This is a genomic window from Niallia sp. FSL W8-0635, from assembly GCF_038007965.1.
GTDB lineage: Bacteria > Bacillota > Bacilli > Bacillales > Cytobacillaceae > Niallia.
The window spans coordinates 3,085,910-3,111,119 of record NZ_JBBOYD010000001.1 but is presented as its reverse complement, the minus strand read 5'-3'; the positions used below and the strand labels follow the sequence as shown (position 1 = coordinate 3,111,119).

Annotated in this window: 20 protein-coding genes and 1 other annotated feature; all 20 genes read left to right on the top strand. The window is 34.4% G+C overall.

Annotation, left to right across the window (positions count from 1 at the left end; all coding sequences use genetic code 11):
• Window positions 1-196 precede the first annotated feature (196 nt).
• A complete protein-coding gene (locus tag NYE52_RS15070) occupies window positions 197-1,108 on the top strand; it encodes an ABC transporter ATP-binding protein (protein ID WP_341193826.1) in 912 nt (303 codons plus the stop codon).
• A 2-nt stretch (window positions 1,109-1,110) separates the two neighbouring features.
• On the top strand, window positions 1,111-2,064 hold the full coding sequence (locus tag NYE52_RS15065) for an ABC transporter permease (protein ID WP_341193825.1): 954 nt from the start codon (window positions 1,111-1,113) through the stop codon (window positions 2,062-2,064).
• A gap of 97 nt (window positions 2,065-2,161) precedes the next feature.
• Complete coding sequence (locus tag NYE52_RS15060) at window positions 2,162-3,457, top strand: replication-associated recombination protein A (RefSeq protein WP_341193824.1); 1,296 nt, start codon at window positions 2,162-2,164, stop codon at window positions 3,455-3,457.
• Window positions 3,458-3,769: 312 nt separating this feature from the next.
• Window positions 3,770-5,143, top strand: a complete 1,374-nt coding sequence (locus tag NYE52_RS15055) for an extracellular solute-binding protein (RefSeq protein ID WP_341193823.1) — start codon at window positions 3,770-3,772, stop codon at window positions 5,141-5,143.
• A 127-nt stretch (window positions 5,144-5,270) separates the two neighbouring features.
• Window positions 5,271-6,179, top strand: coding sequence for a carbohydrate ABC transporter permease (locus NYE52_RS15050; RefSeq protein ID WP_341193822.1), 909 nt, complete (start codon window positions 5,271-5,273; stop codon window positions 6,177-6,179).
• A gap of 10 nt (window positions 6,180-6,189) precedes the next feature.
• A complete protein-coding gene (locus tag NYE52_RS15045) occupies window positions 6,190-7,020 on the top strand; it encodes a carbohydrate ABC transporter permease (protein WP_341193821.1) in 831 nt (276 codons plus the stop codon).
• A 6-nt stretch (window positions 7,021-7,026) separates the two neighbouring features.
• On the top strand, window positions 7,027-10,134 hold the full coding sequence (locus NYE52_RS15040; protein WP_341193820.1) for an alpha-mannosidase: 3,108 nt from the start codon (window positions 7,027-7,029) through the stop codon (window positions 10,132-10,134).
• A gap of 150 nt (window positions 10,135-10,284) precedes the next feature.
• Complete coding sequence (locus tag NYE52_RS15035; RefSeq protein ID WP_341193819.1) at window positions 10,285-12,513, top strand: helix-turn-helix transcriptional regulator; 2,229 nt, start codon at window positions 10,285-10,287, stop codon at window positions 12,511-12,513.
• Between the two features lie 184 nt (window positions 12,514-12,697).
• On the top strand, window positions 12,698-13,819 hold the full coding sequence (gene menC / locus NYE52_RS15030) for an o-succinylbenzoate synthase (RefSeq protein WP_341193818.1): 1,122 nt from the start codon (window positions 12,698-12,700) through the stop codon (window positions 13,817-13,819).
• Window positions 13,820-13,838: 19 nt separating this feature from the next.
• Window positions 13,839-14,627, top strand: a complete 789-nt coding sequence (locus tag NYE52_RS15025) for a GNAT family N-acetyltransferase (RefSeq protein ID WP_341193817.1) — start codon at window positions 13,839-13,841, stop codon at window positions 14,625-14,627.
• 84 nt (window positions 14,628-14,711) lie between these two features.
• A complete protein-coding gene (locus NYE52_RS15020) occupies window positions 14,712-15,854 on the top strand; it encodes a M20 peptidase aminoacylase family protein (protein ID WP_341193816.1) in 1,143 nt (380 codons plus the stop codon).
• A 302-nt stretch (window positions 15,855-16,156) separates the two neighbouring features.
• Entirely contained in the window at window positions 16,157-16,840 is a 684-nt protein-coding gene (locus NYE52_RS15015) for a YczE/YyaS/YitT family protein (protein WP_341193815.1), read from the top strand.
• Window positions 16,840-17,259: a cysteine metabolism transcriptional regulator CymR gene (gene cymR, locus NYE52_RS15010; protein WP_341193814.1), complete on the top strand. Its 420-nt coding sequence runs from the start codon at window positions 16,840-16,842 to the stop codon at window positions 17,257-17,259. Before NYE52_RS15015 ends, cymR begins: the two co-directional genes overlap by 1 nt.
• Before the next feature lie 29 nt (window positions 17,260-17,288).
• Window positions 17,289-18,431, top strand: a complete 1,143-nt coding sequence (locus NYE52_RS15005) for a cysteine desulfurase family protein (RefSeq protein WP_341193813.1) — start codon at window positions 17,289-17,291, stop codon at window positions 18,429-18,431.
• Between the two features lie 47 nt (window positions 18,432-18,478).
• Window positions 18,479-19,594: a tRNA 2-thiouridine(34) synthase MnmA gene (mnmA, locus tag NYE52_RS15000; protein WP_341193812.1), complete on the top strand. Its 1,116-nt coding sequence runs from the start codon at window positions 18,479-18,481 to the stop codon at window positions 19,592-19,594.
• A 177-nt stretch (window positions 19,595-19,771) separates the two neighbouring features.
• On the top strand, window positions 19,772-20,422 hold the full coding sequence (locus tag NYE52_RS14995) for a tetratricopeptide repeat protein (RefSeq protein WP_341193811.1): 651 nt from the start codon (window positions 19,772-19,774) through the stop codon (window positions 20,420-20,422).
• Window positions 20,423-20,455: 33 nt separating this feature from the next.
• The gene (gene recD2 / locus NYE52_RS14990) at window positions 20,456-22,882 is read left to right on the top strand and encodes an SF1B family DNA helicase RecD2 (RefSeq protein ID WP_341193810.1); all 2,427 of its coding nucleotides are present in this window, start codon (window positions 20,456-20,458) and stop codon (window positions 22,880-22,882) included.
• Window positions 22,883-23,239: 357 nt separating this feature from the next.
• Window positions 23,240-23,428 carry a hypothetical protein gene (locus NYE52_RS14985; RefSeq protein WP_016202904.1) on the top strand — a complete coding sequence of 63 codons (189 nt, stop codon included), beginning with the start codon at window positions 23,240-23,242 and terminating at the stop codon, window positions 23,426-23,428.
• A 54-nt stretch (window positions 23,429-23,482) separates the two neighbouring features.
• Window positions 23,483-23,614: a DUF3918 family protein gene (locus tag NYE52_RS14980; protein ID WP_341193809.1), complete on the top strand. Its 132-nt coding sequence runs from the start codon at window positions 23,483-23,485 to the stop codon at window positions 23,612-23,614.
• A gap of 155 nt (window positions 23,615-23,769) precedes the next feature.
• Window positions 23,770-24,849 (top strand): AI-2E family transporter, encoded by a 1,080-nt coding sequence (locus NYE52_RS14975; RefSeq protein WP_341193808.1) that lies wholly within the window; start codon window positions 23,770-23,772, stop codon window positions 24,847-24,849.
• A 59-nt stretch (window positions 24,850-24,908) separates the two neighbouring features.
• Window positions 24,909-25,140, top strand: a binding site (T-box leader).
• Window positions 25,141-25,210 lie beyond the last annotated feature (70 nt).

The following is a 25,210-nucleotide window of genomic DNA, read 5'->3' as shown; positions in this document are numbered from 1 at the left end:
AACAATTGAGGTCATCCTTTTTGTTTTAATAGGGAAACTATCCATTAGCAATGAACATAGCCTATTGTATCAGTGTGATCCAAATAGTAAACTGATACAATGAGTTAGTTTCCAAGTTTTCATTAATAAGGCTAATAAAAAATAGATAATTGAGTGGATGAAGAAAATATACAATAAAGAAAGGTAGGTAGAGATATTGTCTTCCATTGTAGAATTAAAAAATATTTCTAAAGTAATAAAGGGTAGAAAAATAATTGATTCTTTAAGTTTCCAGGTAGAAGCGGGAGAAGTATTTGGCTTTCTTGGGCCAAATGGTGCGGGTAAAACGACAACAATACGTATGATTGTTGGATTAATAAATATGAGTGATGGAGATATTTATATTTGTAACGAGAGTATCCGCGATCAATTTGAGAAAGCAATAAAGCATGTAGGAGCAATTGTAGAGAATCCCGAGATGTATAAATTTTTAAGTGGATATGAGAATCTTTTACATTATGCAAGAATGATGAAGGGGATATCTAAAGAGAAAATAATGGAAACTGTTGAATTAGTTGGATTAACAGATCGAATCCATGACAAAGTACGTACATATTCACTCGGAATGAGACAACGATTAGGTCTTGCTCAAAGCCTTTTGCATGATCCGAAGGTATTGATTTTAGATGAACCAACAAATGGTTTAGACCCAGCCGGGATTCGAGAAATTAGGGATCATTTAAGAATGTTAGCAAAAGAAAGAAATATGGCAGTAATTGTTTCAAGCCACTTATTATCAGAAATGGAAATGATGTGTGACCGAATTGGTATAATTCAAGATGGCCGACTAGTTGACGTACAATTAGTCAAGGACTTTGTTGCTGTCGAGCAAGTGTTTGAAATAGAGCTAAATCCACTAGACAAGGCAATAAGTCTTTTACAAGAAATTTCACCTGATTTGCAATGTGTCAAAAGGGGACAAGCACTTCTAATAACTGTAACGAAGGAGAAAATACCAGAAATTATTAAAACGCTTGTTTTACAAGATATACGCATCTTTGGAATAAAAGAGGTTTCAAAGACATTAGAAGATCGATTCTTAGAATTAACGAATCAAAGGGAGGGATGAAAATGATTCAGCTAATAAGAAATGAATGGATGAAAATATGGAAACGTCCAGCAACACTAGTGATGATTGGAATTTTAATCATTGCAGTACTGTTGTTGGGAGCGTTTAATAAATATCAATCTAGCGGATTTTCTGTTCCAGATAATGAAAACTGGAAGCATGGACTTGAATTGGAAAATAAACGCTACCAGGAAATGCTTGAGGATGAGCATCTTTCAACAGAAACGAGAGAATATTATACAAAGGAAATGACGATAAATGAGTATCGAATGAAGCATGATTTCAGTACAAATGTAGAGTATTCTGCATGGGATTTTGTTTCTGATTGTATTCAGTTAATTAGTATTGCCGGTTTATTTACGATTATTATAGCTGCTGGAATAGTCGCAAATGAGTTTAATTGGGGAACAGTAAAGCTTCTGCTTATCCGACCTTTGAACAGAACGAAGATATTACTATCCAAATATTTAACGGTATTGCTATTCGGTTTGTTATCCATACTTGTTGTGTTTGTCTTTTCGTTTATCCTAGGAGCTATTTTATTTGGTCTTCCAGATGATGTATATCCGTATTTACATTACTCTAATGGGATAGTGAAGGAACAAAGCATGCTCCTTCATTTAATTAGTTTTTATGGGCTAAATTCAATTAGTCTCCTTATGCTTACTACGATGGCGTTTATGATATCGTCAGTTTTTCGGAACAGTTCTCTTGCAATCGGTATTTCCATTTTCTTAATGTTTATGGGGAGTACAGTAACCGTATTATTAGCCAATTGGTTTGATTGGGCTAAATTTTTATTATTTGCTAATACAGATTTGACACAGTATTTTGAAGGAACGCCATTGGTAAGCGGTATGACGTTGACTTTCTCCATTATTATGCTATCCGTTTACTTTATTGTGTTCCTTGGTCTAGCCTTTTGGGTATTTAAGAAGAGAGATGTGGCAGCATGATTTTTTGAATGAAGGTCCTTTTGACTTTCATTCTTTTTTCTTCTGTCCTTCTTTTACGATATAATAAATGAAAGAAGTTAAACAAGAAGGTGTATAAATGAACGGGGAACCACTTGCATATCGAATGCGGCCAACAAATTTGGACGAAGTAGTTGGTCAAAAAGAGATAATTGGAAAAACAACAAGTTTATATAAAATGATTAATAATGGACATGTTCCATCGATGTTATTGTATGGTGAGCCTGGTATTGGCAAAACCTCTATTGCGTTTGCTATTGCTGGTACAACAAAGCTTCCATTTATCGCATTAAATGCAACCACTTCTGGGAAAAAGGATGTGGAAGCAGTTGTAGATGAAGCAAGATTGACTGGAAAAGTCATTCTCTTTTTAGATGAAATTCATCGCTTCAATAAGGCGCAACAGGATTATTTGCTACCCCATGTGGAAAGAGGAGACATTGTTCTAATTGGTGCAACAACAGAAAACCCCTATCATGATGTAAACCCTGCGATTAGAAGCAGATGTGGTCAAATTAAGCAATTAAAAAGATTAACAGATGATGATATTGAAGCGTTATTGCATCGAGCCTTAAAAGAGGAAAAGGGACTTGGGAATCTCTCTATCCAAATTAGTGATGAGCAAATTAAAAGAATATCAAAAGGAACAAATGGAGATGCAAGAAAATCATTAACCCTTTTAGAGTCAATTGTCTATTCATCAGATAAAGAAGATGGAACTTTCATTATTAAAGATGATATGATTGAACAAATGATTGAAAAGGTTGGCGTTTTTGGCGATAAAAAAGGCTCGCATTTCTATAATCTATTATCTAGTCTTCAAAAAAGCATACGTGGAAGCGATGTTGACGCAGCGCTTTATTATCTAGCTCATTTGCTTGAAACAGGAGATTTAGTGGCAGTAAATAGAAGATTACTCGTTATTGCTTATGAAGACATCGGACTTGCAAAAACGTCTGTCGGTAATAATGTATTGGCTGCAGTCACAGCGAGTGAAAGACTAGGTCTCCCGGAAGCAAGAATTCCTTTATCTGTAGCGGTTGTGGAAATGTGCTTGTCCTCTAAATCGAATGCTGCTTATAAGGCATTAGATGCAGCAATAGCAGATATCCAGAGTGGTAGAGTTGGAGATATTCCAATGCATTTAAGAGATGGGCATTATGCAGGAAGCAAAAAGCTAGGACATGTTGGTTATATTTATCCGCACGACCATCCAATTGGAACATTTGGAGGATGGGTCGATCAAGAATATTTGCCAGAAAAGCTAAAAGGAACACAGTATTATCATCCCACAGAAGCTGGAGAAGAGAAGAAGCTAGGGGCAATATACGATAAGCTAAAAGGATTTAAAAATAATAAGGGAAGAATAGATTAAATATAATGGAGCCTGCATAATTGACACTTATGAAAGAGGAAAGTAGTCAATTATGCAGGCTTATTTTTATTGAAGATTTTTTTACTGGTAAGGTATTGTAGAGACTCACCTTCATTTCTTAGAAAATAGGATGTTTACAATCAATATTTTTTGTTAAAATACTCATTTTTTTAACTATCTATGAAAAATATTGACTTTCTTTTATTTTATAGATTGAAAAATAGTCTATAAGAGCATAAATTGAAAGTGCTTACATTATGGTGGGAATCAATATCCCACTAATCAATATCTAAAAAATGGAGGGGTTGAAAAGTGGAGAAATCATTAAAAAAAGTATTTTTTATTCTATTATGCATTCCTTTTTTATTAATAGGATGCTCTAGTGGAAGTGATTCACAATCAGTTGATGGTAAAGTCGACGGAAAAACACAGATTAAAATTACATGGAGAGATGTAGGCGAACATGATAATTTAAAAAAATATTTAACAAATACGTTTATTCCAGAATTTGAAAAAGAAAATCCCGGCATAAAAATTATACTATCTCCGATTACAGCCAGTGAGGGAGATTATTTTTCTAAAGTTGCTTTATCGATGCAATCAGAAAATACAGCACCTGATGTAGTGGCAGAAGATACCTTTATGCTAAACTCTGATGCAAATGCAGGATATTTACTACCACTTGATGATTATGTAAGTGAGTGGGATCAATGGGAGCATTATACGGAAAACTTAAAATCTGGTTCGATCGCAGAGGATGGAAAATTGTACGCTATCCCTGGAACATCAGATTCCCGCGGTCTGTGGTATAACAAAAATGTGTTTAAACAAGCAGGATTACCAGAGGAGTGGAAACCTAAAAATTGGGATGAAATTATGGAAGCGGCAGAAAAAATAAAAGATTCTTCCAAAGATGTAATTCCTCTTTCAATGGGTGTCGCTAAAGCAAATGGAGAATCAGTATCGATGCAAACATTTGAGATGTTACTTTATGGTACAGAAGATGTATTATTTGATGCAGAAACAAAAAAATGGCATGTAAATACAAAAGGAATTGAAGATTCCTTACAATTTATTGATGAAGTGTACAATCAAAAAAAATTAGGGCCACCTCTTTCTGTCGCTATTAATAGTAACTACAGCTCTGTTTTATTCCAGGAAAAGTTCCCGAATGACCAGGCTGGGATAATATTAGATGGCTTCTGGAATACAGGGAATTATACGGAAAGTGGCGCTGTGCCAATTGATAATGTTACAGAACGTTTTGGTTTTGCTCCAATGCCTACCCAAAATGGACAAGAGCCTGGAAGTACTACAATGTCTGGCGGATGGACTTGGGCAATTCCAGCAAAAGCTAAAAATCCTGACGCATCTTGGAAGGTTATCCAAGCTCTAGGTGGAAAAGAGCAACAGGCTGCACGTGCAGTTTCAGAAGGAAACTTAACAGTACGAGACGATTCTGCTGAGATTCCCGAATATAAAGAACAAGCATTTATTTCGGAGGCAACAGAATTTTTAAAGAATGCACATTTTCGTCCTGCCAATGATAAATATCCGAATGTTTCAGTAGAAATTCAAACAATGGTAGAGGCGGTAGCAACTGGAAGTAAAACTCCAAAACAGGCAGCAAAGGATTATACAACTAACGTAATCAGGATTGTTGGCGAAGAAAACGTAGTTAAATAAGTTTTATTCTTTACAAAAGGTTAGACAATCATGGATGAGACCTTACAAGGAATTTAATAGATAGGTTATTTCCATTCCTCGTAGGGTCATAACCTTTTGTCATGGTGATAAACTTTTTAAAGGTGGGATGAGTTTGGAAGCTTCATTATTAAGGAAGCCCAAAAGGAGAGGGAAGTCGGACCATTTTAAAGCAGCTATCTTTCTAGCTCCAACGTGGCTTTTATTATTAATTTTTTTTATAGGACCAATGATTTTAACATTACTTTTTTCTTTTACGAATTTAGCATTAACTGGAGCAGAAGCGAGTCAGTTAAGATTTGTTGGTTTTGAAAACTTTGCCCGGATGTTTCAAGATCCAGACTTCCGTTCTAGTGTATGGAATACAATTATTTTTGTTTTTTTCTCTGCCGTTTTAGGCCAGTGTTTTTTTGGATTTTTGATTGCTTTTTTAATGAAAGAGAAAAATAAAACTTTCAGAAGAATTGTAGGTTTAATTATTATCGCTGCATGGGTAACTCCAGAGGTTGTTGTAGCATTTTGTTGGGTGGCTTTTCTTGGAGAAGGAGGCACTGCTAATTGGATCATAAGTCTATTTCATATTGAACCAATTGCTTGGCTGTTTACTTTCCCTATGGTTAGTGTTGTCATTGCCAATATGTGGAGAGGAACTGCCTTCTCAATGATGGTGTTTCAAGCAGCTTTAGATGATATCCCAAAAGATGTTGAAGAGGCGGCAATTATGGATGGTGCCAGTCGCTGGCAGGTTATTCGTTATATTACTATTCCGATGGTAAAGGGTACTATTGCAACGAATATGATGCTAGTTACTCTACAAACGCTTGGTGTTTTCGCTTTAATTTATACAATGACTGGTGGCGGCCCAGGTGTTAGTACAGCTACACTTCCTGTATTTATGTATAAACAGGCATTTGTTAGCTATCAGTTGGGATATGGAACTGCCATTTCATTTGTGCTGCTGTTATTAGGTGCAATTGCTAGCTTAATATATATGAAAACCTTGAAAGTGAAAGTGTAGGTGATGGAAGTTGGTTCAAAAAGGATATAAAGTCGAAAAGATCATTCATTATTTAATACTCTCTATTTTGGCAGTCCTGTTTTTATTGCCTTTGTTATGGATGATTTTCGCATCAGTGGATACAGGAGCAATACAGGCTCTAAAAATGCCAGAAAGGATAACGTTAGATAACTTTAAGTCTATACTATCCGAAACTGCGATTCTACGTTCTTTTTTTATTGGAATAGGGATATCATCTTCACAAGCATTGTTAGTAGTGATTTTATGTATTTTGGCTGCCTATCCACTATCAAGATACTCTTTAAAATATAAGAATAGTTTTATGATGACGATTTTGTTTATGACATCATTACCGATGACAGCAGTAATTGTGCCTGTTTTTCAACTATTCCTTTATTTGAAATTTCAGGATTCTTTAATTGCAATGACGCTTTTTTTAACTGCTTCCTCCTTACCATATGGAATTTGGATGATGAAAAATTTTATGGACTCCATTCCTTTAGACTTAGAAGAATCAGCATGGGTTGATGGAGCTTCTATTTTCCAAGGCATAAAAAAAATTGTTGCTCCATTAATGCTTCCAGGTATATTTACAGTTGCTATTTTTACTTTTACAGGAAGCTGGGGAAATTACTTTGTTCCATATATACTTATTCAAAGTCCTGAAAAAATGCCAGCATCTGTAACAATATTTCAGTTTTTTGGTAATTTCGGAATGGTCAATTATGGTAGGTTAGCTGCATTTTCGGTAATGTATACGTTACCAGTAGTAGTTTTATATACAATCTCACAAAATTTTATGTCAAAAGGCTTCAGCTTAGGTGGAGCTACGAAAGGGTAGGGTGCTATGTTTTACACAATTGAAAAACTAGATGCTAGAATTAAAGAATTAAGTACTTTTCGTTACATGGAAAAAAATAATTTAAGTGGTTGGAAAGCAAAAGAAAATAGAAATGAACATGAGAAATACCCTCCAATTCTTTCAGCTGAATGGGAAGACTTTACTTTAGGGGATAGATGGGAAGGAAGAGATTATTATTTATGGATTCAGACAACATTTGAAGTTCCTAGATCAAATGGGAAAGTAATTTTATTATTGGATTTTGGTCGAACAGGAGGAGGCTATAATTCTGGATTTGAATCATTACTTTTTATAGATGGTAAGCCATATCAAGGGGTTGATTCGAATCATAAGGAGGTTTTTATTGACCCTGAATTCTATGGTAAAGAAGTTACCCTTTCGTTGAAATTATGGTCTGGATTAGAAGGGGGAGGACCAGAACAAATTCAATCACATAGATTTAAGACAGCGGATTATGCAATTTTAAATGAAGATTGTGATGATTTATATTTTACAGCTGATTGTGTGTTGAAAACAATTAAACAATTGAACGATGATAACCCGGATCGTTACGAGCTTTTGCCTCTGTTAGAAAAAGCTATGAAATTTATTGATTGGTCCTATCCGGGGAGTTCATCTTTTTATCAAAGCATAAAATTAGCCAATAATACATTACAAGAAGGAATTGATGCTTTAGAAAAACGAGATTTAATTTCAATCACGGCTATCGGACATACACATATAGATGTCGCTTGGTTATGGAGGTTAAAGCATACAAGGGAGAAAGCAGCACGTAGTTTTTCAACTGTTTTGCAGTTAATGAAACAATATCCAGAGTATATATTCTTACAAACACAACCCCAACTCTACAAATTTATAAAAGAAGATTATCCTGAGATTTATGAACAAATAAAGAATAGAATAGTAGAAGGTCGTTGGGAAGTGGATGGTGCTATGTGGCTTGAAGCCGATTGTAATATACCATCAGGGGAATCATTAACACGGCAAATACTTCACGGAACTTTATTTATAAAAGAGGAATTCAATAAAGATGTCCAGTATTTATGGCTGCCAGATGTTTTCGGCTATTCATGGGCATTGCCACAGATTTTAAAAAAGAGTGGAATAGATACATTTATGACAACTAAAATAAGCTGGAATCAGTATAATCGAATGCCACATGATACTTTTGTATGGCGTGGAATAGACGGATCGGAGGTGTTAACTCATTTTATTACTACACCTGAACCAGAAAGAGATTTAGTTAATAATCAATGGGCGTCCCGCTGGTTCTATACGTATAATGGACAATTGGAACCTGAAACGGTTTTAGGGAGTTATAAAGCTTATCGTAATAAAGATATGAATAAACAATTACTTATTTCCTATGGATATGGAGATGGAGGCGGTGGAGTTACGAGAGATATGTTAGAAAATCGTCGGAGAATGGATAACATACCTGGTCTTCCTCATGTTAAAACTGGTCGCGCTGATGAATTTTTTAAACAGCTTCATGAAACCATAGACTCCACAGAAAATTATGTGCATACATGGGATGGTGAATTGTATTTAGAATATCATCGAGGAACATATACATCTCAAGCCTTTGTAAAAAAAATGAATCGCAGATTGGAACTAGCATTAAGAGAGTTAGAAATTTTGTATACAACCATTAAAAGCTCGGAAGGGATTGAATATCCAAAGAAAGAAATATTTGATTTATGGGAAGTATTACTGCGTAATCAATTTCATGATATTATTCCTGGATCATCTATAAAAGAAGTTTATCAAGATCATAAGGTTGAAATAGGGGAAGCTATGGAAAATTCCATTCAACTTTTATCCCGATTAGATGATTCCGTAACGAATCAATGGACTGTGTTTAACACAGCTGGATGGGCAAGAAAAGAAGTTGTGAAAATTGAAGTCAAAGAAAAAGGCAAATTTATAACAGATTCAGGTGAAGAGTTACAAGCCATTCCATATGATGAAGGATATATCATTCAGACTCCTACTATATCCCCTTTAGGAAATTGTCTGATTCAGTTTGAAGCAACTGATAAGGATAGCATAAAATTAAATATGGCTAAAGAAATAGAAAATGGTATCGATACAGATGATTACTCAATAAAATGGAACGAAAAAGGACAATTAGTTAGCATCTATGATAAAAAATATAATAGAGAAGTGTTAAAAGAAAATGGTTTAGGCAATAGACTACAATTATTTGAAGATAAACCAATGAACTTTAATGCATGGGATATTGATATTTTTTATCAAGAAAAATTTATCGAATTAGCTGCAGATTCAGTTAAGGTCAAGGAAAACAATAGTTTATATGTCTCAGTGGAATTTATTTATATGTTTGGTACTTCTAGAATTATACAAAATATGAAGGTTTATAATAATTCACGTCGAATAGATTTTATTACAATGGTTGATTGGAAAGAAAGAGAACAATTACTCAAAGCAGGGTTTGATGTCAACATTCGAAATACGGAAGCAACGTATGATATTCAATATGGTAATGTCAAGCGACCTACACATTGGAATACAAGCTGGGATATGGCAAAATTTGAAACAGTTGCACATCAGTGGGTGGACTTCTCGCAAAGGGAATATGGAGTAAGCTTATTAAATGATTGTAAATATGGTCATGATATTAAGGATCAAACAATGAGGATTACTTTATTAAAAGGTGGAATATATCCAGATCCAACAGCTGATATAGGACATCATGAATTTACGTATAGTCTTCTTCCGCACAAGGGAGATTTCGTAGAAGGAAGAACCGTTGAAGAAGCTTGGGCAATAAATCAGCCGTTATCCGTGGTGAAAGGAAATAAAGGGTTTAAGGGGCTATTTACACTACAACCGGAAGAAAGCGTATACATCGATGCGATAAAATTAGCTGAAGATGGTAATGGGATGATTATAAGAGTACATGATCATCTTGGTAGTAAACGCAATTTAAGCTTCAAGCCATTGTTCCATTGTACAAAATGGAATGAAACAAATTTGATGGAAAAAGACTTGACACATCCTATAGATATACAGAATGAAATTACGTTTGAATTAAATCCATATGAAATTAAAACGATTCGCATTGTGTAAGCTTTTTAAATACTTGTAAAGAGGTTAATAGGTGGAAAAAATTTTTGTCCACCTATTAATGTCCATATTCCGCTTGCTTTAGCAATCCTCTTCTAAAACCTTGTTTAGCATTTATAGTCCATTAAATAATAGCAAAAAGAGGGTGATATTATGTTTCGGAAAACGATTTTCAAGAAAATTTTTCTGTCATTCTCCATTGTTATCATTATTTATACTTCAATTATTCTATTTGTTACAATCTCACAGGAATATTCTCAAAATAGGCTGGAAATGGATAAATTAAATGAAATGTTTCTTGAAAGGGAAAGTAATATCATTGACTATCGTTTAGATGTTTCATTAAATGTTGTCAGGCTTTTGTCGCAGCAGGAGGTTATAACGGATTTTTTAGAAATGGATCAGTTTAATTACAATATTTATAGCAAATTGTTCACTGAGTTAACAGGAAATCATTTCTCCAACGATCAATTAGGATTTAATCTTGCTGTTTTAAAAGATTTTGGAACAGACATAACAAGTTCTGATGGATATTTTTTGTTTAATGACTACATGAAATTTATTCATATGGATCATAATTTGGAAGAGCTAAAAGGTTTTATGGATTCACAAGTAAACAATGATTTACAATGTTATGATGCAAAGGACAAATTAATCATTGTTAACAAAGTCTATTATAATCAGAAAAAGCAAAACCTTTATTTTTTTATTATATGGGAGAAGAAGGCCTTATTACCGACCGCTTTACCAGATGATAATAGTATTCTTGGAATAGTAAATGAGTTTACTTTAGCATCAACAACTAATAATGGAGAAAATGTACTATCTAGCTTTTTGCCGGTGAAAAATATGCATGAAAATCAAATCATTCATCGTTCTTTAGATGAATATTATGCCTATCAAAAGCGTTCGAATGCGATACCAACTATTAATTACTTATATATAACGAATCTACATAAGGGAATTGGACTACCAGTTCAAACGATAAAGAGCATAGGAATCATTTTGTTATTTTTACTACTATTAGGGTTTATTCTAACTACTGTTCTTAGTAGAAAATCTTATTCACCAATTGAAGAAATTATTAAAAACATTAGAAGTGGCGAGGAAAAGAATAGCTTGGAGGGTTACATAAAAAATGAATTAGATTATATTCTATCTAATATTCATGACATAAATGAAATCAATCAAAGTTTAGTGCATTTCCAAGAAAGCTCATTAACGGATTTACAAGAAAACTTTCTAAAGAATATCATTTACGAAAATTATGATAAGCAGTTTATAGAAAAAAGACTAAACCTTCTTCAGTTAGATTCATTCCGTAATGGTGGAATGCTTGCCATTATTTCGATTGAAGGCCGAGAAGTGGAATCAAATTTAAGAGAAGGTAATATGTTAACGTTAAGAAAAAAAGTATTAGCATTATTTAATGAAAAAGACACTAAACACAAATTGATTTCATTTCCTATTGATCATCGATATTTTTGTGTGTTTTTTGCAGAAAAGAATCAGCATAATGTATTAGATATTTTAAATAGAGTGATAAAAAGAAACGAAAAAGAAATAGGAGTAGAAATCACTTTTACCCTCTCTCAAGTTTTTTCTTCCATACAAGATTTACCAGAGATATTTAAGTCTTCCTTTAAGCTTAGAGATCAAAAATATTCTTTTATTGATACAGAATGTCTATGTACGAATAATGTTCCTTTATTCTCTGAGAATGAATATTCATATAGTGTAGAAACGGAAAGTATCTTAATAAATTTAATACAAAATAGAGATATGAAGAATGCTAAGAAATTAATCAAGGAAATTGTAGAAACAAATTTTAGAGAAGAGAGCATGGATATATATAATATTTATGATTTTAGAAACGCTCTTGTTAACACATTAAAAAGAATTCTGGATAAATTTAATCTTTCGTTTGGCGAATTTTATCAAAAGAATAAAGATGTCTTTTTTCTTTTGAATAGTACGGATATCGAGATTTTAAAGACTGCCTTTTTAGATATTTTCGATGAACTAATGCTTCTCCTAGGTGAAAAACACTCTATTAAGCTTTCAACAGTTGAAAGTGTCATTCGTTATATTCAAGATAATTACACAAAGGATTTGTCGTTAGGAGAAGTAGCAAATTATTTTCAATTAAGTGAATCATATGTTAGCAAGTTAATTAAAGATCATTTGAAATCCTCTTTTAAAAATTATGTAAATCAGTTAAAAGTAGAAAAATCAAAGGATTTACTGAAATCTGGAAAATATATGGTTTCAGAAGTTGGAGAAATGGTAGGATGTAAAAATGTTAATACCTTTATAAGGATATTTAAGCAGTATGAGGGAGTAACTCCCGGAAAGTATGTTATTAATAAAATTGCCAAATAATCATACGACTGTGTGATTGTTTGGTTTTTTTGCTGAAATACTTTTGTCCCAGCTACTTTGTCTTACTGTATAGTATATTAGGTTTGAAATGTTTTCTAACATATTTCGATTTTTTAAATAAAAGTATACACAAAATTCAAATAACTATTAAAATAGAAGAAAGACAGTGTAAGGATGTGAAAAGGTGCAAATCGATAAGATAGAAGTTCAACATGTAAAAATGCCATTGGTGAGTCCCTTTGAGACAAGCTTTGGGAAGCTTTTGGAGAAGGATTTTCTCATTATTAAAATCTATAGTGGAGAGCACATTGGGTATGGGGAGTCTGTTGCTTTACCAGACCCAACCTATAGTGAAGAAACGACTGGAACGGTTGCTTATATGCTAAATGCATTTTTAATTCCACTATTGTTAAAAGAAGAAATTAACCATCCAGATGATGTTAGCAAGCGGTTTGCTCCCATTAGACGAAATAATATGGCGAAAGCAGCGTTAGAAGGTGCTGTGTGGGATTTATATAGTAAGAAAAAGGGCATTTCCCTTTCAAAGGCGCTTGGGGGAGTACAAACCTCCATTGATGTTGGAGTAAGCATTGGAATCGAAAAAACAACAGATAAGCTTCTAGCAAAAGTGGATCGATTTTTATCAGAAGGCTACAAAAAAATCAAAGTGAAAATTAAACCTGGATATGATCTGGAACCATTAACGAAAATAAGAGAAACATTTGGCTTTGATATTCCTTTAATGGCTGATGCTAACTCTGCCTATACGTTAGCCGATATTGAGCGAATTAAAGAAATGGATCCCCTCAAATTAATGATGATTGAACAGCCATTAGCATATGATGATATTATTGATCATTCGATATTACAGAGTGAGCTTGCAACCCCTATATGTTTAGATGAAAGCATTCATTCTGTAGAGGATGCGCGTAAAGCCATTGAATTAGGAAGCTGTAAAATCATTAACATTAAAATTGGTCGTGTTGGTGGATTAACGGAAGCGAAGAAAATTCATGATTTATGTGAAAAGCATAGCATTCCAGTATGGTGTGGCGGGATGCTGGAAGGAGGAATCGGAAGAGCGCATAATATTGCTATTACAACGCTTCCTTCCTTCACGATTGCAGGAGATACGTCTGCATCTAATCGCTATTGGCATGAGGATATTATTCTTCCAGAGGTTACTTTGTCTAGTCTTGGGAAAATTGATGTTCCGGCAGGTGATGGTATTGGTTTTGAGTTGAATAAGGAAGTCATTAATAAATACTTGTTAACGACTAAAGTTTATGAAAATAAATCAGTATAAGGTATGGGGGGGAATTTAGTTGAATCCCTATCTGATAAGAGAAGTTACCGATAAAAAAGAAATAGAAAAGGTTGTAGAATTTCAAGATGTAATTTGGAACAAGAGGAATACAACACCTTATCCATTTTTAATCGCATCGCTTCATAACGGAGGAATCCTTATTGGAGCTTTTATTAAGGAAGAATTAGTTGGCTTTTGTTATGGTTTTCCTGGATTTTGTCAAAATGAGGTATATCTAGTTTCGCATATGATGGCCGTTCAGGAGGAACATAGAGACGGTGGATTAGGTTATAAAATGAAAGTAAAGCAAAAAGAAATAGCGTTAAAGCAAGGCTACAAAAAAATAATGTGGACTTTTGACCCTTTAGAATCACGTAATGCCTATCTTAATATTGCGAAACTAGGAGGGATAGTGAAAACCTATTATCCTAATCATTACGGAATAATGAATGATGAATTAAATGGTGGGTTGCCATCTGACAGGTTTTTATTAGAATGGGATCTTAAAAAAAGTTCTGTTGATTGTATTCCAGCAGAAGAGCAAATTCAAAGCTGCATTTCTTGGGAAATGGTTGAAGATATGCCTAGCCCACTCTCATTAGAAATTAATTTTAATCAAGTTGATTACTACAAGATTCCTGTTCCGAAAGATATACATAAGATAAAAGAAAGAGACTTTGTAATAGCAGAAAAGTGGCGTTTCCAATTAAGAGATGCATTTAAGCACCTGTTTGACAAGGGGTTTAGGCTTGAGGCTTTTCAAACGACTAATAATTTAGTGAACTATTATATTGTTAGCTCTGTATAACCTTATTGCTTAACGAAGAATCATCGTCACTAATGAAATGAATAAATGGAAAATAAATTTGAAGATGAATATAGGAGGGGGAAAATGCGAGAGGAAATAGACCATTGGGTGGACCATCAAAGGGAAAGTATACTTGAAATGTATCACTATCTTCATAATAACGCTGAAATAAGCTGGGAAGAAATTGAAACCACTAATTTTATAAAGGAAGAACTAGAAAAGTTATCTATTTCCTATGAAGTATTTGACGATCAGACAGGTATAGTAGGTTCTTTTGGAGCTGGAAATGGACCCGTTATAGGGCTTCGTGCAGATATGGATGCATTATGGCAGCAAGTAAACGGGGAATGGAATGCAAATCATTCCTGTGGTCATGATGCACATACGACTATTTTACTTTTTACAATAAAATGTTTAAAGGCATTAGGAGTGGTACCAAAGGGGAGGATTAAATGTCTTTTTCAGCCAGCAGAAGAGACTGGTGGCGGTGCGATTTCTTTCATCAATAAAGGACTTTTAGACGATGTAGATTATTTATTAGGGCTACATGTGCGACCAATACAAGAAATGAGATTTGGCGAATGCTCTCCCGCTATATATCATGGGGCAGCAGCAAGCTTTAAAGGGAAAATATATGGCATGCAGGCACATGCAGCTAGACCTCATTTAGGAATAAATGTGATTGATAGCTTAACGGCAATTAATTTAGCGATTCATTCTCTCCCATTAAATCCAGTTATTCCGGCATCGGCGAAATTAACATTTGCGCAGGCTGGAGGGAAGAATTTTAATATTATTCCCGATTATGGGGAGTTTGGGATTGATGTTCGTGCACAAACAAATGAAGCAATGGAGGAGCTTATTGCTAAACTAGAAAGCCAAATAAGATTAGCGGGAGAAGTGAATGGAGCAAAAGTAGAATTAGAATTATTATCAGAAATGCCTGCTGCCAATCCCAATAAATGGATGGAGGGAATAGTGGCTAGGAGCATTAAAGATATACTTGGTGAGGAAGGGTTAGTTAAACCACCAGTGACACCTGGTGGCGAGGATTTTCATTATTACGCAAAAGCAAATGACCATCTTCAAACGACAATGATTGGCTTAGGAACAGATCTGCAGCCTGGTCTCCATCATCCTGACATGCATTTTCAATTAAATAGCTTGCTGCATGGGATAAAAATCATGACATTATCAGCGTTTAGATTAATGGAAGAGAATCAATAAATGGAAGAGAATCAATAATCAGGAGGGATTTCTTCTTTGGCCAAAGAAGAAATCCCTTCTTTTTCATAATAGATTTTTTACTAGGAAAACAAATTAAATAAATACAATAAATCCACTATTATTATGTGAACCGAAAAAATATGATATCCTATTGAATAGATAGGATATAAAATAATTATACTGGATATAGAATATACAAAAGCTATTCTATATCAACAATTCAACCGTAATTATGCTATAATGCTTAATGGCAATTATACAGAAAAACACACATAATATAGGGAAATTAAAAGGGGCAACAAATGAAATCCTTCTTAAGCCAAGATAAACCAGTTGAACGACTTGTCATTTTTATTTTAGGGCTTTTAATCATGTCATTAGGTATTGTTTTAGTTATACAAGCGAATCTAGGTTCTGCCCCTTGGGATATTTTAAATATTGGATTGCATATTCAATTTGGTTTAACTATTGGTAGCTGGTCAATTATAGTTGGCTTTTTTATATTATTAATTGCAGCAATACTTTCTAAAAGGATTCCACCTTTTGGGGCATTTTTAAATATGGTACTAGTAGGAATGTTTATAGATTTCTTTTTACTTCTTCCTTTTATGAATACCCCCTCTATACTGATTGAAAGATGGATGATGTTTTTAATAGGATTACTCATTATGGGATATGGAATGGGAATCTATATTTCTGCTAAACTTGGGGCTGGTCCAAGGGATAGCTTAATGATTGTCTTATCAGAAAAATTTGGTGGAAGCATCGCGAAAACTAGGTTATTAATGGAAGCTATCGTTTTGATAATTGGATGGATATTAGGTGGACCAGTATCATGGGGAACCATTATTTATGCAATCTTAATAGGGAGAATTGCCGGGTGGAGTATCCCACAGTGTACGAAATGGACGACCTATATATTAAATCGAAACGTGAGAACAGGGAAAAACATTCAACAACAGAAAATGGAGCGGGAGGCAAAATAATGAAGATATCAACTAAAGGAAGATATGGATTAACCATTATGATGGAATTAGCAAAGAAGCATGGAGACGGACCGATTTCCTTAAAATCCATAGCACAAACAAATAATCTCTCGGAACATTACCTGGAGCAATTAGTTGCACCATTGCGAAACGCTGGTTATGTAAGGAGTATTCGCGGAGCATATGGTGGTTATGTTTTAGGAGATGATCCAAATAAAATTACAGCTGGAGACATTATCCGCATTTTAGAAGGACCTATTAGTCCAGTAGAAGGAATCGAAGATGAAGAACCAGCAAAAAAAGCATTATGGATGAAAATCAGAGATGCGGTAAAGGATGTTCTGGATTCTACAACAATCGAAGATCTAGCTAATCATAAAGAAGACGGCAGTACAGACGGTTATATGTTTTATATATAAAATGATAAATAAAAATGTAGGTGAATAACTTGGAACATATTTATGTGGATCATGCGGCGACTTCACCCATGCATCCAAAAGTAATAGACAGAATGTATGAAATCATGAAAGACCAATTTGGAAATCCCTCTAGTATTCACGCCTATGGAAGACAGGCGCGAAATATCTTAGATAATGCAAGAGCAGTAATTGCTTCTAGCATTGGTGCACTTGAAAATGAAATTATTTTTACAAGTGGTGGCACAGAGGCTGATAATTATGCAATCTTTGGAATTGCTGAGAGCAAAGAAACAGCAGGAAAACATATTATTACGACAGAAATCGAGCATCATGCTGTATTGCATGCCTGCCAGGAATTAGAGAAAAAAGGCTTTGAGATTACTTATCTTTCTGTAAACGAAAATGGAGTAATTGATTTAGAGGAATTTAAAACGGCATTAAGAGAAGATACCATTCTCGTTACCATTATGTATGGCAATAATGAGGTAGGATCCGTTCAGCCAATCAAGGAAATTGGTTTAATGTTAAAAGATCACCCTGCTGCATTTCATACAGATGCTGTACAAGCCTATGGTTTAGAAGATATTGATGTAAAAGAACAGAATATCGACCTTTTATCTGTATCTTCTCATAAGATTAACGGACCTAAAGGAATAGGGTTTTTGTATGTAAGAAACGGTATAAAGCTTAATCCCCGATTTTTTGGAGGAGAGCAAGAGAAAAAAAGAAGAGCTGGAACAGAAAATGTACCTTCTGTAGCTGGTTTTCAACTGGCAGTAGAAATTGCTGAGCAGAATAGGGTACAGAAGAGAGAGCAATATAAAAAGTATAAGGAAATATTGATTGAAATGTTAAAAGATCATAATATTTCATTTGAACAAAACGGATTAGTTGATAATACCCTGCCACATGTTTTAAACTTAAGCTTTCCTGGTACAAATGTAGAAGCGATGTTAGTTAATCTAGACTTAGCTGGTATTGCTGCTTCTAGTGGTTCTGCATGTACAGCTGGATCAATTGAACCATCCCATGTTTTAGTGAGTATGTTTGGTAAAGAATCAGAAAGAACGAAAAATTCTATTCGATTTAGCTTTGGATTAAATAATACAGAACAACAAATAGAAAAGGTCGGTCAGGAGTTAGTTAAAATAATTAACCGTCTGACAAAATAATTAACCTTCCCTTCCATGAAAAGGGAAGGGCTAAAGGGGAAATAGAAATGGTAAAAGCACCGAAAGATACACGTGTTGTAGTAGGCATGTCCGGAGGAGTTGACTCGTCTGTTGCAGCACTTCTTTTAAAAGAACAAGGATATGATGTGATTGGAATTTTCATGAAAAATTGGGATGATACAGATGAATTTGGTGTCTGTACAGCTACAGAGGATTATGAAGATGTTATCCGTGTCTGCAATCAATTAGGGATTCCTTATTATGCAGTAAACTTTGAAAAACAGTACTGGGATAAAGTTTTTACTTATTTCCTAGATGAGTATAAAGCAGGTAGAACCCCTAATCCTGATGTCATGTGTAATAAAGAAATTAAGTTTAAAGCTTTCTTAGAGCATGCGATGAGTCTTGGTGCAGATTATTTAGCAACAGGCCATTATGCACAAGTTGTTAGAGAAGATGGACAAGTGCGCATGCTTAGAGGGAAAGATGATAATAAAGACCAAACCTACTTTTTAAATCAATTAACAGAAGAACAATTAAGCAAAGTAATGTTTCCTATTGGTGGAATGGAAAAATCAAAGGTTCGCGAGCTTGCTGCTAAAGCAAATCTTGCAACTGCTACGAAAAAAGACAGTACAGGTATTTGCTTTATAGGAGAACGTAATTTCAAAGAATTCTTAAGCGGATATCTTCCTGCTCAAAAAGGAAATATGGAAACAATGGATGGAGAAATAGTGGGCCGCCATGATGGACTTATGTATTATACAATTGGGCAAAGACATGGTTTAGGTATTGGTGGAAGTGGTGATCCTTGGTTTGTAATTGGCAAGGATTTACAACGGAATGTCCTATATGTTGGACAAGGATTCCATCATGAATTACTTTATTCTGACAGCATTATTGCAACAAATATTAGCTGGGTATCGAAGGACAGAATTGGTACATCTTTTGAATGTACAGCTAAATTCCGCTACCGCCAGCCAGACAATAAAGTTACGGTAGAGGTTATGGATAAAAATACGGTAAAAGTAATTTTCCATGAACCAATTCGTGCCGTTACACCAGGACAAGCAGTTGTATTCTATCAAGGAGAAGAATGCTTAGGCGGTGGAACGATTGATAAGGTGTTCCGAGATAATGAAAGATTAACATATGTAGGTTAATGCTGAACAGTCTGTCGACTAACAATTAGTTGGTCGGCATTTTTTTGCGATATGGAAAAAATAGCTAGCAATATTCCTGCAATAGGATGATGTGCTAGTTTCTTTTTGTCCTATAGGTTACACCATTTTTCATTTGAAAATATGCTATACTACCAATAAGAAATGGAGTGTTTAAAGATGGATAATAGTCAATTAGGAATACAATATATGCAAGAAGGAAAATGGGAAGAAGCAGCAAAATTTTTTATGGATGAAATAGAGAAAAATCCAAAAAACGCTGTTTCCTACGTTAACTTTGGAAATGTCCTTTCGGCTTTAGGTGACGAGACAAGAGCACTATCTTTTTATCAAAAAGCGATAGAAATAGATGATACTACTGCTGCAGCTTATTATAGTGCAGGTGCGGTTTATTATGAGAAAGAGGATTTAGAATCCGCTAAAACAATGTTTGAACAAGCACTAGCAAAGGGATTAGAATCTAGTGATAATTTCTTTATGCTAGGGTTAACATATGTAGGCTTAGAAAAGGCGAAGCTTGCGATACCTTATTTTCAACGTGCTGTTGAATTAAATAATCAAGATGCTGAGGCTTATTTCCAATTAGGTCTTTGTTTAGCACAAAGTGAATATATCGATGAAGCAATTACACAATTTCAATCCTGTATTTCATTAGATGCTGCTCATGCTGATGCTTACTATAATTTAGGAGTTGCATATGGGTTTAAAGAAGAGTCGGAGAAAGCCAAGGAAATGTTTGATAAGGCTCTAGAAATCCAGCCGGATCATCTTCTTGCTAGCTATGGAAAGCAAATAATCGAAGGAAACTAATTATTGAGGTAAAAAGAGAAAGGAGGATAACAGTTGAACGAGCAAAATTCATTGGATCTTTTTGAAAAAGAAAAAAAGTATATAAAGGGACGTCACCTTGTTACCATTTTTCATAATGAACAAAATCTCTATTCTGTTATAAGGATAAGAGTAGATGAAACCAATCATGATTATGATGATAAAGAAGCGGTTATTACAGGGTATTTGCCAAAGATGAATGAGGAAGATACTTATACATACTATGGTGATTTTAAAGAGCATCCAAGATTTGGGCTACAGCTGCAAGCAACTTCCTTTCGAAAAGAGATGCCACAAACAAAACAGGGGATTATCGCTTATTTATCCAGCAATTTATTTAAGGGAATCGGGGAAAAAACTGCTGAAAATATTGTGGAAACATTGGGAGAAGAGGCAATTTCTAAAATTATGAATCAGCCGTCCATTTTAGATACGGTTCCTAAACTTGCCCCAGATAAAGCAAAGGTATTATACGATACCCTAATGAAAAACCAAGGATTAGAACAAGCAATGGTCTCGCTTAATCAATATGGATTTGGTCCGCAATTATCTATGAAAATTTATCAAGTATATAAAGAGAATACGATAGAAACAGTGCAGACAAATCCATATAAATTGGTAGAAGATATCGAAGGAATAGGATTTGGAAAAGCAGATGATCTAGGAGCACAAATAGGGATTACAGGAAATCATCCAGATCGGCTAAAAGCGGGCTGTTTATATATTTTAGAGCTAAGCAGTAATCAAGAGGGACATGTATACCTTCACGCTGAACATTTGCTGGAAAAAGTAAAAACCTTGCTTGAAGAAAATCAAAAGGAGGAAATTGAATTTTCCCAAATAGCAGATCAAATCATCCAGCTGGAACAAGACGGAAAAATTATTGCCGAAAATAAGAAAATATATTTGCCTTCCTTGTTTTTCTCAGAAAAAGGTCTTGTAAGAAATATTAAGCGAGTGATGGAACAATCAGAATACAAGGATCAATTTCCAGAATCTGAATTTTTACTTGCACTTGGAAATTTGGAGGATCGTATTGGTGTCCAATATGCACCATCGCAACGAGAAGCAATTCAAACTGCTCTTATGTCGCCGATGCTTATTTTAACAGGTGGTCCAGGTACAGGGAAAACGACGGTAATAAAAGGAATTGTTGAATTGTATGGAGAATTACATGGTTGTTCCTTAGATCCGAAAGACTATAAAAATGATGAGCCCTATCCTTTTATTCTTGCAGCACCCACTGGCAGAGCTGCAAAGCGGATGGCAGAATCTACCGGACTACCTGCTGTTACAATTCATCGTCTATTAGGATGGAATGGTACAGGAACGTTTGAGCGAGATGAAGATCACCCTCTTGAAGGTAAGATTTTAATTGTGGATGAAACATCAATGGTTGATATCTGGTTAGCACATCAATTATTCAAAGCTCTACCAGAACATATACAAGTGATTATTGTGGGAGATGAAGATCAACTTCCATCAGTAGGTCCAGGTCAAGTGTTGAAGGATTTGCTTGATTCAGCTTGTATTCCCACTGTTAAATTGAAAGATATTTATCGACAAGCAGAAGGATCGTCCATTATTGAGCTAGCCCATGAAATGAAAAAAGGGCAGCTACCAGCTAATTTACTTGTACCACAAGGTGATCGTTCCTTTATAAAGTGCTCTTCCAATCAAATTCCAAAAGCAATTGAAAAAATTGTGCTAAATGCAAAAAATAAAGGTTTTGCGCCGATGGATATACAAGTTTTAGCGCCGATGTATAGGGGACCTGCAGGAATTGATCGGTTAAATACAATTTTACAGGAAATATTAAATGCTAATCCTGATGGCTCTAGAAAAGAACTGAAATTTGGAGATGTTACATATCGAATTGGTGATAAAGTTCTCCAGCTTGTCAATCAACCAGAAAGTAATGTTTATAATGGAGACATGGGAGAAATTGTATCGATTTTTTACGCGAAGGAAAATACAGAAAAGCAAGACATGGTTATTGTTTCTTTTGATGGAATAGAAGCGACATATACACGGCAGGATTTAAACCAAATTACACTAGCTTACTGTTGCTCTGTCCATAAATCACAAGGAAGTGAGTTTCCAATCGTTATCATGCCAATTGTTAAAAGCTATTACCGGATGTTAAGAAGAAATCTAATCTACACTGGGATAACTAGAAGCAAACAATTCTTGATACTTTGTGGAGAAGTAGAGGCAATGGAATTAGGTGTCAATAGAAATGACGAATTAAACCGACAAACGACCTTAAAAGAAAAAATCCAAGAAATGTTTGCTAATGTCTACCAACCAGACGAAAAAACAGATTTGGCTACGGAGGATTCATTTGATTTATTGTACGAGGGAAAAATAAATGAAATTGACCCAATGATTGGTATGGACAATATAACACCATATGATTTTATGGAAGTATCTGAAGCATAGAAATTTTGGATAGAGTTTATTTAAGAACAGAAGTCTCACCCCTTTCTCTCCAAGCAGCGCAAAAAAATAAATTAAACTTTATTAAAAACCTTTTTTGTCGACAAATTGAAAATCCCCTTTTGGGGGATTTTTTTTGCCAATGTTTGCACTACATGTTTTTAAAGTCTAGGTGAAAAATAGTATTGTCATCTTCTTTGAAAATCGCAGTAGTATGAGTTAAAATTCCGCAAAAAACAGCCAACTCCTGAGACAAACTGGTATATTTGGACATTATTAAGAGCATAATGGGAATACTTACTGAAATTTCCTATGTTTTTGGGATATTTCATGAAACGAACAAAGATGAGGTGTTTTCCTATGCTCAAATGTCCAAATTGTCAGAGCAAAGATATTGGAAAAATTGGAATCAATCAATACTACTGTTGGAATTGTTTTATTGAATTGTCCCTAACAAAAGGGATTATTCACACACATCAAGTAGAAGAAGATGGTAGTCTAAGTTCATTAGATGATTTATTTGAAGAAGAAGAGCGTCGATTAAGCTAGGTTCTTCTCCATATAATATTGGCGCTCTCTTCTATAAAAAGGAGTGCAAAGTAAATGGGTAAAGCAATAAACACAGCAATAGCAATTGGTGCTGGTATAGCTGCAATAGGCTATATGCAAAAAAATAATATGATGAGTCAAAAACAATTAAAAAGAATGCAAAAGAAAGTAATGAAAATGTTCTAATTATTTCATGAAAAGACTGTAGACAAATCTCCTTGAAATTAAGGGTTGTCTACAGTTTTTTTAGTATTTTCTAATGGGGAAGACTTTGGTTTAAATATGAATATGCATAAAAAATCCAACAATCTCTCACAATAAAGGTGGAGGGAGGTAAGAAAATGGATATAAGAATAAAATGGTATTACCGATTAGGTTTTACTTTATTACTTTTTATTGTTTTATTTGTGTTCATTAAATTATCACCTATATGGTTACCCATTTTAAGTCTTATAGCAAAGGTTATTACTCCATTTATCATTGGGGCATTTATTACCTATTTATTACATCCTATTGTAGAGATACTACATAAAAATGGTTTACATAGAGGATTATCAGTTGCGCTTATCTATATCCTTTTTTTCGGTGGGCTTGGATATGCATTATATAAAGGAATCCCCATCCTTATTCAACAGCTTGAGGAACTTACAGAAAGTGCTCCTAAGCTTGCAGAACAATATAAAGATTTGATTGACTCGATTCAAGATAAAATGGAGTCTTGGCCATTTAATATTCAAGAAAAGGTTGATCGAGGGATTGACGTTTTTGAAACAAAAATGGAATCACTTTTAAATAAAGTAATTAATGGTGCAATGGGAATTATCAATTATTCGATTGTCATTATGCTTATTCCATTTATCTCTTTTTACATGCTAAAGGATATTGATGCGGTAAGAAAAGCGTTTAATGGATTTATTCCTAGAAAATGGCGCAATAGTGCACATGTTTTTTTGGAGGATGTAAATGAATCATTAGGTAGCTATATAAGAGGACAATTATTGGTTTGTACCATTATTGGTGTAATTTCAATGATATTATTTTGGATTTTTCATATGAAGTTTGCTCTTGTTTTGGGAATCATTGTAGGAATAACTAATGTCATTCCATATTTTGGGCCGATTATTGGTGCTGTTCCTGCTTTAATTGTTGCAAGTACTATTTCGGTTAAAATGTTGATTATTGTAGTCATCATCATTATTATTCTGCAGTTTCTAGAAGGGAATATATTGTCCCCCTACATAGTGGGAAAAAGCACTCATATGCATCCACTTTTTATTATGTTTGCTCTTTTGTTAGGAGAAGAAATGGGAGGAATGGTTGGCATGATTGTTGCTGTTCCACTATTATCGATAGCAAAAGTGGCGATTATCCATATTAGAAAACACTTCGGAAAAAAAGAGCCAGAAATAAAACGTATATAAACAGACTGATATTGACAATACTGCCTAATAATCAGTATAATTCGAATGAAGCATATATGGATAAAATGGTGAAAGAAAAAAGTAGATTATAGTCCACTTGATAAGAGAGGAATTCCCTTTGGCTGAAAGGAGTTCTAGGTGAAGGATAATTGAAAGCTAGTTCTTGAATGCAGCTAATCCCTGCCGTTTTCCGCGTTAAGGACAATTGAGAGATGGATAATAAATTTAGTATTTTCGAATACTTTTATCCATAATCAGGGTGGTACCGCGAGCAATACTTTCGTCCCTGTCCAGGGATGGAAGTTTTTTTTATGCCGAAAAAAAGGTCAAACTCGATATTTGTATGGAAATACATAAAGTG

What these genes read in the sequence shown, in the direction of transcription:
- NYE52_RS15065 (WP_341193825.1), top strand. Translation starts at nt 1,111, where the DNA reads ATGATTCAGCTAATAAGAAATGAATGGATGAAAATATGGAAACGTCCA.
- NYE52_RS15060 (WP_341193824.1), top strand. Translation starts at nt 2,162, where the DNA reads ATGAACGGGGAACCACTTGCATATCGAATGCGGCCAACAAATTTGGAC.
- NYE52_RS15050 (WP_341193822.1), top strand. Translation starts at nt 5,271, where the DNA reads ATGAGTTTGGAAGCTTCATTATTAAGGAAGCCCAAAAGGAGAGGGAAG.
- NYE52_RS15040 (WP_341193820.1), top strand. Translation starts at nt 7,027, where the DNA reads ATGTTTTACACAATTGAAAAACTAGATGCTAGAATTAAAGAATTAAGT.
- NYE52_RS15035 (WP_341193819.1), top strand. Translation starts at nt 10,285, where the DNA reads ATGTTTCGGAAAACGATTTTCAAGAAAATTTTTCTGTCATTCTCCATT.
- NYE52_RS15020 (WP_341193816.1), top strand. Translation starts at nt 14,712, where the DNA reads ATGCGAGAGGAAATAGACCATTGGGTGGACCATCAAAGGGAAAGTATA.
- NYE52_RS15015 (WP_341193815.1), top strand. Translation starts at nt 16,157, where the DNA reads ATGAAATCCTTCTTAAGCCAAGATAAACCAGTTGAACGACTTGTCATT.
- cymR (WP_341193814.1), top strand. Translation starts at nt 16,840, where the DNA reads ATGAAGATATCAACTAAAGGAAGATATGGATTAACCATTATGATGGAA.
- mnmA (WP_341193812.1), top strand. Translation starts at nt 18,479, where the DNA reads ATGGTAAAAGCACCGAAAGATACACGTGTTGTAGTAGGCATGTCCGGA.
- NYE52_RS14995 (WP_341193811.1), top strand. Translation starts at nt 19,772, where the DNA reads ATGGATAATAGTCAATTAGGAATACAATATATGCAAGAAGGAAAATGG.
- NYE52_RS14985 (WP_016202904.1), top strand. Translation starts at nt 23,240, where the DNA reads ATGCTCAAATGTCCAAATTGTCAGAGCAAAGATATTGGAAAAATTGGA.
- NYE52_RS14980 (WP_341193809.1), top strand. Translation starts at nt 23,483, where the DNA reads ATGGGTAAAGCAATAAACACAGCAATAGCAATTGGTGCTGGTATAGCT.
- NYE52_RS14975 (WP_341193808.1), top strand. Translation starts at nt 23,770, where the DNA reads ATGGATATAAGAATAAAATGGTATTACCGATTAGGTTTTACTTTATTA.